The organism is Enterococcus sp. DIV1682a (assembly GCF_051711005.1).
Lineage (GTDB): Bacteria > Bacillota > Bacilli > Lactobacillales > Enterococcaceae > Enterococcus_B > Enterococcus_B hirae.
This window is the reverse complement of the sequence record NZ_JBIOLT010000001.1, coordinates 1,007,156-1,022,020: the sequence shown is the minus strand read 5'-3', so window position 1 is coordinate 1,022,020 and position 14,865 is coordinate 1,007,156. Positions and strand designations below refer to the sequence as shown.

Sequence of the window (14,865 nt, the reverse complement as noted above, 5' to 3'; positions counted from 1 at the left end):
AAGAAGAAATGAAAAAGAAAACGTTATCTTTTTTTGTCTTGGGGATCAGCTTGTTTTCAAGTTCTCTCGTTTTTGCTGATTCACAAACCCAAGGAGAAGTGGCCTATGTGGAAGGCGCACTTGAATTTGACTATGCTGGCGGTATACCAACTAATTTAGACTTTGGGGATCATCCCCTGCAAACTGCAGCTGCTGAAAACTGGATTGCTACTGCTACAGGTGAACAAACCGGCTCTACACCTACTACTGGAACCGTAGCAGTTCGAGACAACCGAGGAAATCCTGCAGCTACATGGACAGTCAAGTTATCTCAAACTGACCAGTTCAAAACAGCGGATGATGTTGAGCTATCAGGTGCACAGCTCAATTTATCTTTTGGCGCACTTACAAATAACTTAGGGTTAGCCCCTACCAGTGCCTATGAAAACGATGAATTAGCGATCCAAGTATTCAATCAAGATGCTACGATTTTAGATGCAACCGCAGGTCAAAACTCGGGCGATACTGCACTAGCGATTAATCAATTCAGCTTATCTGTTCCAGCGAATACAAATAAAGTAGCCGAACAATATACTACTACATTAAATTGGACTTTCTCATCCAGTCCAACCAACTAAGAAAGGAGGAATGATCGTGAAAAAGTGGTTTTGGATACTACCCTTCTTCTTTCTACTGATGGGAAATCTTACCGTCTACGGCGAATCCTTACAAAGTTTTGATGCACAAATGCAAGGCAATGAATCAACACCATCAACAAACGACAATTATTTTGATCTACAACTAAAACCTGGACAGGAATCGACTTTGAATGTCTTAGTCACGAATCTAAAAGAAACTGAGATCACGATCATTCCGTCCTTTAATCGTGCAAAGACTAATCAACTAGGTGTTGTTGAATATTCTGGTAGAAATCAAGATCGTCCTAATAATTTGCCCATTGATATCGAGAAAATTGTTTCTGTTGATAAGCAAAAGTTTACTCTTGCGGGACATGAACAAAAAAAGATTCCTTTAACCATCAAAATGCCAGAAAAAGATTTTGATGGAGTAATTGCGGGTGGGCTCTACCTCCAAGAAGAACCAAAAAAAGATATACAAGGAAATATTCAACATGTTTTTTCTCGGGAGATTGCTGTCTTACTTAAAACACAACTAAACAAAATCCAACCGAACTTAGAACTAAAAAAAGCAGCACCTACCCAAATCAACCAGAGAAATGCCATCAAAGCAACTTTGGAAAATACTAATGCTGCTTATCTATCTAGTGCTCGTATACACTATGAGATCAAAAAAGAACAACAACAAACCCCAGTACTAACTGGGACCCAGCCCATTTCGTTCGCCCCTAACAGCGGCACGGACTATTTGATTTTTTTAGAAGGAAAAGAATTCGAACCAGGAACCTATCAGCTAATGACGAATGTCAAAAACAAGGAAATCAATTGGCAGCAAAAGATAAATTTTACTATTTCGCAAAAAACAGCTGCAACTTATAATGAACAAAATATATCTACTACAAAGGATGAGCCGCAAAACAATTGGCTCCTTTGGCTAGCTGGAGGTATTATTTTCGCTCTCGTCCTCATTATTGTCTTTTTACTGTATATTGTAAAAAAGAAAAAACGATAACTGTTATCAAACAAAAACTAACTCTACCTAAATTTTCACGAGGCAGAGTTAGTTTTTATTTCTGGTATAGTTTTTATCGAAGGATATACCACCAACCTCATTTGTTCTTTTTCACGAACAACAGTGATTCCATCTATTTATTTCTAACTAACAGCTTCTTATTGTGATTCTCCAAATCGAATGGTATCTCCAATCGCAAACTCTGGAAAGATTTGAGGCTCTACAACGATTGCTCCTGGCAAAACTTCGTTTTCTCCTGTGCGGAAATAAATGGAGATATGTCCAAGGGTTTCAAAGTTATGATTGGCTTCACTGCCAACTTCTTTGATTTGATATTCTTGGTTGCCGATGGTCAGTATATCCCCTGTTTTGATGACATTTTTAGCCGTTTCATGATTGTTATGAACCACACAGATGTCTTTTAATTCAGGTGGTACCTGTTGTCCGAAAAGAATCATTAAGTACTCTGCCGCAAATTCTTCCACTAAAGAACCAACCTCAACAATCTTTGTTGTGTGCATGGTTTTCTCCTCCTTCTATGATAACGTCGTATCTTGTAAATGACGTAACTGCCAAACAGTGGTACTGGCATCTAGTTCAACGTCATCTTCAGTTAAGAAAGAACCCGCCCGTATAAAACGTTTTGCTACTACTTCTCCAGAGATCAGTCCGATCGGGATATGTCCCTCTCGCTTCATTTCTTCGTGGGTCTCAAGTACTCCTCGGACACAAAAACCACCGATTCCATCTAAATGATCCCCAGGTTGAATATCTTTTTTCGCTACCGCAACGGTTTCTGAAATTGGGGCGCCTAATGGAACAATGGCATGATCTTGTTGTAAGACAGCTTTTGCAATCGTAATTGGTGTTTCTAAACTTGCTAAATGATACGGGCGATATAAGATATGATGATCCCGTTCCCCTTTCTTCATCAAGTAATTCATTTCTTCAGCTACTTCGCTATTTTGCCCCTTAACGATAACAAAGACGCCTGGCGCTAAACCATCCACATATTCCACTACACCAAATTGAGATAAGACCCCACCATTTTCTTTTAAATCTAACGAAGTAATGACAGAATCTAGATCCCCTTTCAAACCATGCATACCTACCTTGTCAGGGATATAGCCAATCGCATTTGATAAAAGATTCATTTCAGCCATTGTTTTTGTTCCATCTTGGAAAGCAGCTAGCATATGAGGAGCCATTTGTTTTTTCTGAGCTTCTTTTTCAGCAGTTGCCGGATTTGCGGAAATATTCAATTGATTATTCTTCCCTTTTCCCGCAACTAAGACTTCCATCCCCATAGACGAAGCAAATTCAAATAATTCGGTGGTTGCTGCAGGTTCATCGCCATCTGATCCAGTATAGATCAACCCTGCTGAATCATAGAGTTTATGCATCAAAGGTCCAATAGTGATATCGATTTCAACATTTAATAAGACAAGATGTTTTTTTGCTAATAACGCTTCAAGCGCAATTTTTGCTCCTGCTTCAGGTACACCAGTAGCATCTACGATTACTTCATTCCAATCAGAGTGAATAATTTCTTTAGCATCTGTTGAAATAAGGACATCATTTTTAACTTTTGCCGAAGCTAGATACGCTTCTTTCGCTTTTTGTGCATAATCAAGGGACAAGTCGCTGATCCCTGTTACGATCATCCCTGGAATTGACGCTATTTGTGCAATCATTCCCCTGCCCATTTGTCCTGCACCAATTACACCCACTTTGATTGGATTTCCTGTTTTTTCTCTTAATTGTAATTCACCATATAAAGTCATCTTATGTATTTCCTCCACTCATTCAATTTTTTATGTTTTTTTATAAATATTCTCTAAAGATTCGGTTCACTAATATTTTAGGCGAATTGGCAAAATTACCAATTGTCGAGCCCGCAATATGAGGAGTGATCGTGAGATTATCTAATGTTAGATAAGGATGGTCTGCGGGTAATGGTTCCTGTTCAAAAACATCCACTGCCGCTCCCGTAATCTCTTTGTTTCTTAATGCTTGAATCAAATCTTGTTCATTGACTAATCCAGCACGGGCACTATTGATGAAAACAGCAGAAGGTTTCATTTTCTTGAAATGCGACTCATTGATCATATGTTTTGTTTGAGGAGTCAATCGATAATGCATCGAAAAGATATCTGCTTTTTCCACAAGTTCCTCTAAGCTAACTTGAGTATCAGGGGACGTACCATCAAAATAATCATCAAAGAAAAGAATGTTACATCCAAAAGGTCGCAACAAATGAGCAACTCGTTGGCCAATTTCGCCATAACCAATTAAACCAATCGTTGACTCTTTTAATTCAGGTGCTAATAGCCCATTAGGATAGTACTTTTGCCACTGATGCTCTCTTAATTTTTGATTTCCTCGTGCGATATTTCGAATTTCTGTCAAAATCAAACCAACAGTAAATTCCGACACACTAGTCTTACTTCTGCCAGGAGTATTATAAACAGCAATTCCTTTTTCTTCGGCATAGCTAACAGCGACATTTTCTGTACCTGCTCGCAGTACGCCAACTAATTCCAAATTTTCCGCCCGTTCGATCACTTTTTTACCAATCGGTGCAAATTGAGTAATGATCCACTGATACTCTTCAATATTTTCTAAGAGATACTCTGGTAATTCGACTGCATCACACCCATGTTTTTCAATCTTGATATTATCTTTTTGCAGACTATCTAAATCAGAATGCCGCCATTCTTTGATGTCTACAGAAATTCCTTTTGTAGCTAAATCTTTTAAGCCTTCTTCCATCATTTCTCGATTGATAAATAAATCTGCGATTGCTAAACATTTGATCATTCTTTATTCCCCTCCTCATTTAATACAACTGATACCCGGTAGCTTCCTGGGGTGCTAGCGATCTCGAATGCTTTTTGAATATCCATTAATGGAACTTTGGTTTCGATCAATTTTGATACATCCACTCGTCCTTCATTCAGGAGTGTAGCTGCGTCATAAAAATCTTCTAATGTGGAAGCATACGTACCGATCACTTCGAGACGCATATAATGAATCGTATTTGGCTGGATAGCCATTTCAGGCGCAGGATAACCCGCAGCATAAATCGAGATTTTCCCATCTTTTTCTTTCACCATCTCAAGGGATTGATTCATCGCCAAAGTTGATCCAACTGCGACAATAACGCTGTCAGCCCCTCTCCCATTTGTGAGTTCTTTGACTTTTTGGACTGGATCGGTTTGACTTGCATCAATCGCTTCAAACCCTAATTCCTTGATTAGAGCTAACTTTTTAGGCATGACCTCAGAAATAATGACCCTTGCGCCCATTGCTCGTGCTGTTAGTCCATTAAGAAGTCCCATTGTTCCTCCACCGATGATCACGATCGTTTCTTTCCCAGGCACTATTCGTAATTTTTTCATATTTTGAACGACGGAGGATAAGGGTTCGACAAAAGCAGCTTCTGAGGCAGATAAAGTTGGTCTCATCTTGACGAAGCTCTTGGCTTTACGAACAAAATAATTCGCAAATCCAAAAATCCCATAAAACTCTTTTGAATAATTCTTTCCAAATTGCCGTTTGTTTTCACAATTCGTAATTTCACCAAATTTACACTCATCACAGTAACCACAATAATCATAAAGTACACTGACTCGATCGCCGATCTGGTAGGTATCGCCGACAGCTTTGCCTTTTGCTATGACAATTCCTGAACATTCATGTCCGCCAGCCATAGGATAGCCTTGATGTTCTCTAAGTCCTAACCATTGTTGATAGTCAGTTGTACAAATGTTACAAGCTTCTTGTTTTACTAACAATTCATCTTCTGCCAATTCAGGCATCGGTATTTCCTTGATCTTTGCATTCTTCTTCTCAGCTAAATAGCCAAACGTTATGTTTTTAGGTTGCATTTTTTCACTCCTATTCTATAATCCAATTGAAAAAGCATACGCAATGATAACTGCGATCGGACCAGTTAAAATTCGCGAAAACAACACAGCTGGCACACCATTAGAAATCGTTTCTGGTTTTGCTTCTCCCAAAGTCATTCCTACAGGTGCAAAATCACAGCCAACTTGTGAATTGATAGCAAACAGTGCTGGTAGAGCGTAATGTGGCGGGATTGTACCATTAGCGATCTCTGTTCCGATCAATAAACCAATCACCGAAGCAATCACCGCCCCTGGTGCTAATAAAGGAGATAAAAACGGCAAACTAGTAATAGCACCTAATAGAACTAAGCCAAGTAAGCTACCGCCTAAAGGTGACAAAATCTTCGCAATAATATCCCCAATTCCTGTATAGTTGATAATACCAATCAAAGTTGCAACAAAAGCCATAAATGGAATAATATTTGTTAGCACGGTATCGATCGTTTCACGCCCTGCTTGATACATGATATTGATAAAGCTCCCCGCACCACGTCCGATGGTATCGATCAAGCCAAAAATCCCACCTTTTTTATTGCTATGATTTTTCTTTTCAGTGGTTTCTTTTGTTATTTCTGTAGTTGTTTCCGGTTTATTTGTGTTGATATTTGATGTTTTTTCATTCTTATCTTCTTTATTATGTACTTGTGCAGCTTCGCTCTCACTAATAATTTCTATGTTTGTAATCGTTGTTCCTGAAACAAAAATATCTCCTGTCATAAATTTCGCCAACGGCCCAGAAGGCGCTTGCAATTTTACGTTGATTGTTGGGATCTTCATTCTTGGATACGTTCCACAGCGTGCTGTTCCGCCACAATCAATGACTGCACACAAGGTTTCTTCTTTTTCCACTGGATTTTTAAATGCATCAACCGCTGTTACCCCAGCTAATTCCGCAATCTTTTCAGCGACGGGATGAATGCCCCCACCGGTTACGCTGATAACGTACTTCTTACGTTCATCATTTAACGGAATGGTTAATGGTCCTCCCCAGCCACCATTTCCTTTATGGATAATTAGTTTTTTCGCTTCCATCTCTACCTCCATTCTCAGTTTCGTCTATGCTTCTGTTGTTTTTTTTGCTTCTCTTTGTGTTAAGAAACGAGCAATTTTTTCTGTAATGATTCCTCGTACTAAGATAATCATAAAAGCAGCTAGTAAATACCTTAGACCTAATTCACTTTGATTTCCCACTTTACCAAAGCCAGCTGCCACACCAAGATAAACAAATAGTTCAGCTGAATTTGCATGAGGAAATAATCCCACGATGGGATGAAGCATTGACACCGTTGCATCATAGTAAGCTGCCTTGTGTTCTTCTTTTAAAAATCGTCCAAATGTATAACACATTGGATTTGTTAAAAAGAAACACGCTAAAAACGGAATCAATGTATAGCGTAATAACGTGAATTTCGTACATCGTTGCATGAATCCAAATACTCTTTTTTCTCCGATAATTTTTATTAGAGCGTTTACAAAAAGAATCAAAGAAATCAACAGCGGAACGATCGTCGTTAAAAATCCAACAAAAGTATCTGCTCCAGCTTGAAACATTCCCATAAAGCCATCTGACAACTTCACCAGAAAATTCAAATCCCATTCCTCCTTTTAAGATCAAATTGCGCGCTTATATCAAAAGACAATTCATTTGTCATATGATATCACACCAAGAATATATCATTTGACAAAATTAATGTCAATTGATTTTTTTGAAAAAATAAAGTACACTAAAAATGGAAATGTTTTTTATTAAATGTATGACAGTTATGATTACCCGATCGACTTGATCTATTTAAGTGAAGTGAATAACTGGAGTGAAACGATCAATTGGAGGAAAAAATGAGTAAATCTGAAGAAAGAAACATGGTGAAAGTAGCAACTTTATATTATAAAGAAGGTCTGACACAAGCACAGATTGCTAAGAAAATGGGAGTCTCTCGTTCACTCATTTCTAAATGGTTAATTGATGCTCGAAAAGCAGGTTTCATTGAATTTTTTATTAATAGTGAAAATATCTATGCCATTGAATTAGAAACCGAACTAGAGAAAAAATTTGCCTTATCTTTTGTTAAAGTGGTGGACACAACTAATCTATCTTATCCAGAAATCGAGAAAATGGTTGGACAAATTGCATCAATTTCTTTAAAAGATAAGATTGCAGCTGCGAAAACAATCGGGATTTCATGGGGAAAGTCAATCAAAAGCTTAGTTACTCAATTTCCATTTGAGAATTATCCTGATACAACATTCATTCCATTAATCGGCGGCATGGGATATGATCATTTTGATATCCACTCCAATCAACTTTGCCATGAATTTGCTCGAAAGACACGTGGTTCTTCAAAATATCTTTACACTCCAGCACTGGTTTCTAATGAGATAATTCGTCAAGAATTTGAAGGTAATATCTACATTGATAAAATTCTCTCTGAAGCCAAAAAAGTCGAATTAGCACTTGTCGGTATCTCCTCCCCTGATCATTTCAACACGATGGAAGAAATCGGGTATACTAATAAAAAAGAAATGGCACAATTAAGAGGGATTGGTGCAGTTGGGGACATCAACTCCCGTTTTTATGATAAAGATGGGCAAGAAGTAAATCATCCAATCAATAAGCATGTGGTTGGCCTAAGTCTTGAAGAGCTTAAAGCAATTCCTGAAACCATCGCTATTGCTTATGATGATGCGAAATGGCAAGGAATCTATTATGCTTGTAAAAATCAACTGATTGACTCCATCATTACTACCGACACCATTGCGGATCACTTGATTCATATGGATATTTAGCAATGACAAAAACGGAAGTTACGTAAGAGCGGTTCCGTTTCTCACTGTTTCCTTTATCTGCTCTTGAATCTCCTAACTATTTCCGCTATGATTAAAAAGTAATAAAATATGATTTTGTTTGCAGGGGGACGCTGTTGCGTTGAGAAGGTAAAACCTGACCCTTTGAACCTGTTTGGTTGATACCAGCGTAGGGAGCAAATGTCCTTTTTGTTGATGCGAAATCAAAACAAACAAGACATTCTTCTTTCTAGGGGAATGTCTTTTTCTATTTTAAGGAGGATTACAGATGAAAAAAGTGCTTAGTATTGCAGGATCAGATTGTAGTGGTGGCGCGGGTATACAAGCCGATTTAAAGACTTTTTCTGCTCATCGAGTGTATGGAATGTCGGTTATCACCTCAGTCGTAGCTGAAAATACGGTTCGTGTATTGACCTACCAAGATATTTCCCCTCGAATCATCAAGGATCAAATGGATGCGGTTTTTGAAGATATTTTTCCCGATGCCGTAAAAATTGGGATGCTTTCTAGCCAAGAAACAATGCTTGCAGTGACTGAAAGTTTAAAAAAATGGCAACCACAAAATATTGTTTTAGACCCAGTGATGTACGCTAAAAACGGCAATGCGTTAATGGAGCCAACTGCGATTGATACACTGATTCAGACGGTTCTTCCCTTAGCTAACTTGATTACACCTAATATCCCAGAAGCAGAAAAAATTGCACAATGTACGATCTCATCAATAGCAGATATGGAACAAGTCGGACGAACCATCTACGAAAATAGTGGAACAGCTGTTTTAATCAAAGGTGGGCATAAATCTGGTGAAGCTACCGATGTGCTCTTTGATGGAAAGAAAGTCTATCACTTTACTGCAGAACGAATCGAAACCAAAAATACTCATGGGACAGGGTGTACGTTATCTTCTGCTATTGCTTCTGAATTAGCTCTAGGGAAATCCTTAGAGCAGGCTGTCTGTGAAGCAAAGAAATACGTTACACTTGCAATCCAACATTCGTTGGCGATCGGTCAAGGACATGGTCCTACGAATCATTTCTACTCGCTTTACCAAAATACCGTTGAAGAGGAGTAATTTTATGTCATCATTCAAAACGATTATCCAACAGATTCGTGCATGCAATCCGTTGGTTCACCATCTAACGAACTATGTAACAGTCAATGATTGTGCCAATATTACTTTAGCTATTGGTGGTTCTCCGATAATGGCTGATGCGATTCAAGAAGTAGCAGAAATAACAGCTAAAACGGATGCACTCGTTCTCAATATAGGAACCTTGAATGAACAAACCGTCGATTCGATGATTCTTGCTGGCAAAGAAGCGAACAAGCATGGAATTCCGGTCATATTCGATCCAGTCGGTGTGGGTATTTCTCAATTTCGTATGGATGTGACTAAAAAGTTATTAAACAGTATCCAATTTACAGTCATTCGTGGAAATTATTCAGAAATCCTTTGTCTAGCAGGTATTCAAACTTCAGCTAAAGGAGTAGACACTTCGCTTGTGAATCAAAAAAAAGAAACTGAAGTCATCAATATTGCACGAACACTAGCTTCTTCTTTTCACTGTATCATCGTCATAACCGGCGCAATCGATATCGTTTCAGATGGTGTTCGAACGATGCAGGTAAAAAATGGTTGTGCTGCAATGCGCCATGTTACTGGTACTGGTTGTATGTTAGATTCTCTAATTGCTACTTTTTGTGGTGGTTATTCCGATGATTTTTTTGAAGCAGCCGTAAGTAGCGTGATTGCAATGGGTGTTGCTGGTGAATTAGCTTTTGAAAAGGCAAAAACCAACGGAACAGGTAGTTTACGTACTCATTTAATAGATGAAATAAGTAAACTAACGGATCAAACCTTATCAGAACGAGGTGACTTTATTGCATACGATGATTGATTATCGGCTCTACCTAGTAACCGATCCACTCTTGTTCACTACCAATACACTGTTGGAAGCTGTCTCACAAGCACTTGAAGGAGGCGTTACTGCTGTCCAACTCCGAGAAAAACAGTTAGATTCTAGAAAGTTTTACGAAGAAGCCATACAGATAAAGCGATTAACCAAAAAATATAACGTTCCCCTGATCATCAATGACCGCTTTGATATTGCTCTGGCATGTGATGCAGACGGTCTCCATATAGGTCAAAATGACTTACCTATAAATATAGCTCGTAAGCATCTTGGACCAGATAAACTAATCGGTGTTTCAGTACAAACGGTTGAAGAAGCCATCGAAGCAGAAAAAAATGGTGCGGATTATCTAGGAGTCGGTGCAATGTTTCCTACAGATACCAAACCAGATGCAATACATGTCACAACTGAAGAATTAGAAAAAATCTGTGCGCAAATCTCGCTTCCAATCATTGTGATCGGTGGAATCAATCAGCAAACAATCCCAGCTTTTCACTCACTTCCCATTCAAGGTTTTGCTGTCGTATCTGCTATTTTGTCAAAGAAAGATATCAAAAAAGCCAGTCAGGAACTTTTAGGATTGATTGATCAGACGATTGGGAGGTAAATCAATGTCATTTTCAAAAAATTTAAAAATCGAAGCTTATGACAGCTGGGAAAAAGGATTTAATCATCCATTTATTCAAGAATTAGGAAAAGGTATTCTTGCTAAAAAGACATTTCAATTTTATTTACTACAAGATTACTTGTATTTATTTGAATATGCTAAAGTATTCGCATTAGCTGCCACCAAATCAGACAATGAACATCAATTATTTCATTTTGTTGAAGCACAATACAGTATTCTAGCAACAGAACTTGACTTACATCGCCAATATATGTTGGATTATGCTATTGAAAAAGAAGAATTTAACACCGTACAACCTTCTTTTTACAATCGCTCTTATACAACAAATATGCTAGCGATCGGCCATAGTGGAGGTGTCGCTGAAATCATCGCAGCTATCCTTCCCTGTGCTTGGACCTATTACGATTATGCGAGTCGTTTAAAAAAACGATATCAATCGAGTTTAGAAAAGAACCCCTATCGCTCCTGGATTGATTTATATGCAGATCCTAGTTTTGAAAAATCATTTGAGTGGATGTTTGACCTGTTGGATGAATTAGTCGAAATGAAAAGTGCGAAGGACCAACAAAAAATAAAACAAATTTTTATATCCAGTTTGGAATTTGAGTATCTTTTTTGGGAAATGTCTTATCATGAAGAAATGAATCTGATTCCATTATCAGAATAAATTGTATAGTGATCTCAGTAGACAACTTCTTCTGCTTTCGTTTAAAGCAGATCTAGTAAAACATGTTAAGTCTAGGACACTCACCTTTTAATCTCTATACCAGACGAAAACTCAATCATTGTAGGACGGATAGAGTATTCTATCGGTCCTGATTTTTTTATAAAAAACTACTACACTACCGCTAAGATGAAGTTATTCAACCCATCAATCTGAAAGAACTTATTTGATCACGCCAAACTACTAAATCAAATTGTATATGACTTTTACTGCTTTGAGAATAACCGTTTGTCTAGTCCTCATCGGTGATTGCACTCATTCGACATAAAAAATAGTAATCTCTCTATAAAATTAACTGACGAAAATATAATCATAAAAAAGCACAAAATCTTTTATTGAACCAAATAGAATTTTCTCATAAACTCACATTCCTAAGTCACACATTGCGTCTTTTAACCAAGGATGTAAAACGAAAATATCCGTTAAAGCCCATTCAATATAGGTTTTACACCCTTGATCTAAAGAGATGTCTAAAGCTTTGTTCAATTGTTTTAAATAAGGAGCACTATGGTCTCTATCCCATTTAATCTTATCTGCAATGAAAACAACTTTATCTAAACTAGAAGCATTTTTTTTAAGCGTTGTATGACATTCAATAGCTGATAATATTTCTCTATCCTTGATATTGAATAGTTCTTTTGCTATACATACTGATTGTTTTTGGTGGAGAATCATAGGTAGTTTCTCTTCTTCTTTTAGAACTTCCTCCCCTAAACTCTTTTGTAGTTCTATCCTTTCATCATCAGGAATGACTACGCTAATATCATGTAACAAACCAGCAAGATAGGCTTTATCTTTTGGTACGTTAAATTTTTCTGCAAGTTCTTTCGCCTTGTTGGCTACTTCATACGAGTGAAAGACGGTTTTATCTTTCCCATAATAATTCAAAAATTCTCTGACTTGTATTTCAATATTTTTAGAACTAAAGGGTATCTTATACTCAATAATATTCTTCATTTTAACTCACCTTCCAATGAATGCCTTTACATTATTATATATTAATAAGGTCAAAAATAAAGTTCGACAATCATTCCATCCTCTGATAGTTTTGCTCCTTTTTAGCTTTTCGATTCCCCTGGATCAGGGTACAACGAATAAAATCATCAAATCAATCTAAGTGCGTTTTGATTTCTTACTGTCTGACTTATTCCTATCAGATAACAAACCATAAGTGGCATAAGCAGGAATTACTACAGCTAAGAACATTTTAACGAGAAACTTAAAAACTTTCATATGATTCACCATCCTTTATATGTTACTCATACTTTATCATACTACCTATTAATAACCCAGCTATCACAGGCGATCGTTTATCCTTAGAGACTAACTACTTCTTACTTCTTCCTCATTATTTCATACCATAGTTTATGGTTTTCGAAATTTTTATCATTTCAAACGACGAATCATTATCTGTCCTGGTAATACTATTTTAACCAAATAAAAAGAACAGAAAGAAATTTTCTTCTTTCTGTCCAAATGATTCTAAGATTTCTCTTTACCAACATCATTTGACAAAGAGATCAAAAAGAAAACCCCTAATGTAAGATCCATTAGAAGTTCTATGATACCCGAAGGCTGGGGTTTAGCTAGAACCCTGATTATTTTAATTAGATGATTACCCATCTCGTATTTTCTTAGTTCAGTTTAACTAGATGATTTATTTCAAAACAAGATTGCTGACTTAAATCCTAATTCAGCATAATCAAACAAATATGCTGCATCAATTCATCTCACATTTTAATTTTGTAAAAAATTGATATTTGTTTCACAATTTTATTGTAAAACAAAACAATGCTTATTGGAACAAACACCCCTAACATCAAGCGGAATAATCCATTTATAGGTGTTATTTCGCCATGTCTCATATTAAAGATTTGAATAGGTATCATATGAAACAAGAATATATTCTTACTATAGGAGTTTAAATTTTCAAAACTTTTGATTTTACTTTTAGAAATAACCAGCAGTCCATACAAACTAAAAATAAAAGGGATTGTGAAATACATAAAATTCTTATCGATTCCTTGATTATAAAATGTGATTATCCCTTCGACTCCTCCTAAAAAACACGCAGCGACTAGTCCATATATTAATAACTTTCGATGCTTTTCTAAATTATGTACATTATCAGCCAAAACAAATCCTATGGAAATAAAGAGTGGACTAAAGAATAACCCATTTCTTGTAGTAAAAAAAATATTAAAGTATTTTTCCATAACTGATATGACCATTGGATTTGATATAAATAAGGAATACGTTTCAAGGGAACCAACAGAAAAAAATAAAAAGCAAACCAGAAAAATCCATTTATATCTAAATCTTTGAAACATATATTTAACTATAGCTAATGAACTTATCAAAGCAGGAAAATACCATAAGTGATAGAAGCTTCCAGTATATAGGAAACTAACTACCAATGCCAATAATATTGACCATAAATTCCACTGAATATCAACTGTAACTTGTAACAGTTGAACACCAAACGGAATGTACAACAAAAACACTATAGTATATAGACGTACTATTCTTCTTAGCCACATCTTCGAATATCCTTCCCTCTTACTATTTATCCGAAAGAAATATGCATTATTTACAAAAAAGAATGGAACAGCAATACGACAAACCATACTTTTTAGAAAAAAATGCACTATCGGGTGATTAGTAATGGTTCCACAATGAATAACAACAACACAAATTGTTGCAATAAACTGAGCAATAAATAGTTTTTGATTCTTATTATCCATAATCCCTCCAACAAGCAAATTTGACTTTAATAGGCTAGAAATAAAAATAGAATATGTACAAAAAAAAATTGGAGATAATTAACTCTAACATCTATATTTTCTCTTTCCTCTTTAATTTCTTAAATCCACAATACTATATTAATTATAGTATTGATTAATGTAAAAAACATTAGACTAAAGTCCAATTCATTTAATTCATAATTGTATAGAGTGGGAGCAATTTTAAACTATTGAGGTATTCAAAAAAACAATAGATAGATCCCTATTTTTTTAATTAGATGATTACCATTATTGTATTTTCTTTACTCAGTTTGATTAGATGAATCATTTCAAACACAGATGAGTGGGTAAAAACGACTTTCACTATACCTAGAAGCCAGAAAAATCATAGGCTATCTAACGTTTGAATCCCTGTAGAACCCTCACCCATGATAATGACTATTTTCTGCTCTTTGCAGTAGCGATAGCAACTCATAAAAATCATCAGATAGAAAAACGTTTTCTTCATCTTCAT

The 14,865-nt window shown here is 36.4% G+C and carries 15 protein-coding genes and 1 riboswitch; of the genes, 7 read left to right on the top strand and 8 right to left on the bottom strand.

Features of this window, described 5'->3' with window-relative positions; all coding sequences use genetic code 11:
• Positions 1–8: 8 nt before the first annotated feature.
• Together IGJ23_RS04785 and IGJ23_RS04780 are read left to right on the top strand one after the other, a co-directional pair.
• Positions 9–617: a WxL domain-containing protein gene (locus IGJ23_RS04785; protein ID WP_010719619.1), complete on the top strand. Its 609-nt coding sequence runs from the start codon at positions 9–11 to the stop codon at positions 615–617.
• A gap of 16 nt (positions 618–633) precedes the next feature.
• Positions 634–1,629 carry a DUF916 and DUF3324 domain-containing protein gene (locus IGJ23_RS04780; protein ID WP_178286473.1) on the top strand — a complete coding sequence of 332 codons (996 nt, stop codon included), beginning with the start codon at positions 634–636 and terminating at the stop codon, positions 1,627–1,629.
• 158 nt (positions 1,630–1,787) lie between these two features.
• Here the strand turns inward: IGJ23_RS04780 and IGJ23_RS04775 are convergent, their stop codons facing one another.
• Genes IGJ23_RS04775 through srlA form a run of 6 tightly spaced genes read right to left on the bottom strand, consistent with a single transcriptional unit; the run spans position 1,788 to position 7,130 of the window.
• Entirely contained in the window at positions 1,788–2,150 is a 363-nt protein-coding gene (locus tag IGJ23_RS04775; protein WP_063626862.1) for a PTS glucitol/sorbitol transporter subunit IIA, read from the bottom strand.
• 15 nt (positions 2,151–2,165) lie between these two features.
• Positions 2,166–3,413 (bottom strand): NAD(P)H-dependent oxidoreductase, encoded by a 1,248-nt coding sequence (locus tag IGJ23_RS04770; protein WP_034867482.1) that lies wholly within the window; start codon positions 3,411–3,413, stop codon positions 2,166–2,168.
• A 40-nt stretch (positions 3,414–3,453) separates the two neighbouring features.
• The gene (locus tag IGJ23_RS04765; RefSeq protein ID WP_207432482.1) at positions 3,454–4,449 is read right to left on the bottom strand and encodes a 2-hydroxyacid dehydrogenase; all 996 of its coding nucleotides are present in this window, start codon (positions 4,447–4,449) and stop codon (positions 3,454–3,456) included.
• Complete coding sequence (locus IGJ23_RS04760) at positions 4,446–5,519, bottom strand: zinc-binding dehydrogenase (RefSeq protein ID WP_207432484.1); 1,074 nt, start codon at positions 5,517–5,519, stop codon at positions 4,446–4,448. Before IGJ23_RS04760 ends, IGJ23_RS04765 begins: the two co-directional genes overlap by 4 nt.
• A 15-nt stretch (positions 5,520–5,534) precedes the next feature.
• A complete protein-coding gene (gene srlE, locus IGJ23_RS04755; protein ID WP_207432486.1) occupies positions 5,535–6,572 on the bottom strand; it encodes a PTS glucitol/sorbitol transporter subunit IIB in 1,038 nt (345 codons plus the stop codon).
• Positions 6,573–6,596: 24 nt separating this feature from the next.
• Positions 6,597–7,130: a PTS glucitol/sorbitol transporter subunit IIC gene (gene srlA, locus IGJ23_RS04750; RefSeq protein WP_010737301.1), complete on the bottom strand. Its 534-nt coding sequence runs from the start codon at positions 7,128–7,130 to the stop codon at positions 6,597–6,599.
• Between the two features lie 246 nt (positions 7,131–7,376).
• Here srlA and IGJ23_RS04745 point away from each other — a divergent pair, with 246 nt between their 5' ends.
• From IGJ23_RS04745 to tenA, 5 genes are all read left to right on the top strand, one after another.
• A complete protein-coding gene (locus IGJ23_RS04745; RefSeq protein ID WP_081128757.1) occupies positions 7,377–8,324 on the top strand; it encodes a sugar-binding transcriptional regulator in 948 nt (315 codons plus the stop codon).
• 112 nt (positions 8,325–8,436) lie between these two features.
• Positions 8,437–8,535, top strand: a riboswitch (TPP riboswitch).
• A 75-nt stretch (positions 8,536–8,610) separates the two neighbouring features.
• On the top strand, positions 8,611–9,414 hold the full coding sequence (gene thiD, locus IGJ23_RS04740) for a bifunctional hydroxymethylpyrimidine kinase/phosphomethylpyrimidine kinase (protein ID WP_438774660.1): 804 nt from the start codon (positions 8,611–8,613) through the stop codon (positions 9,412–9,414).
• Between the two features lie 4 nt (positions 9,415–9,418).
• Complete coding sequence (thiM, locus tag IGJ23_RS04735; RefSeq protein ID WP_368020325.1) at positions 9,419–10,240, top strand: hydroxyethylthiazole kinase; 822 nt, start codon at positions 9,419–9,421, stop codon at positions 10,238–10,240.
• Complete coding sequence (gene thiE / locus IGJ23_RS04730; RefSeq protein ID WP_438775069.1) at positions 10,233–10,862, top strand: thiamine phosphate synthase; 630 nt, start codon at positions 10,233–10,235, stop codon at positions 10,860–10,862. Before thiM ends, thiE begins: the two co-directional genes overlap by 8 nt.
• Positions 10,863–10,866: 4 nt before the next feature.
• Positions 10,867–11,550: a thiaminase II gene (gene tenA, locus IGJ23_RS04725; protein ID WP_063626851.1), complete on the top strand. Its 684-nt coding sequence runs from the start codon at positions 10,867–10,869 to the stop codon at positions 11,548–11,550.
• Between the two features lie 420 nt (positions 11,551–11,970).
• Here tenA and yqeK read toward each other — a convergent pair whose 3' ends face one another.
• Together yqeK and IGJ23_RS04715 are read right to left on the bottom strand one after the other, a co-directional pair.
• A complete protein-coding gene (yqeK, locus tag IGJ23_RS04720; protein WP_063626849.1) occupies positions 11,971–12,564 on the bottom strand; it encodes a bis(5'-nucleosyl)-tetraphosphatase (symmetrical) YqeK in 594 nt (197 codons plus the stop codon).
• A gap of 773 nt (positions 12,565–13,337) precedes the next feature.
• The gene (locus tag IGJ23_RS04715) at positions 13,338–14,351 is read right to left on the bottom strand and encodes an acyltransferase family protein (RefSeq protein ID WP_438774659.1); all 1,014 of its coding nucleotides are present in this window, start codon (positions 14,349–14,351) and stop codon (positions 13,338–13,340) included.
• Positions 14,352–14,865: the final 514 nt, after the last annotated feature.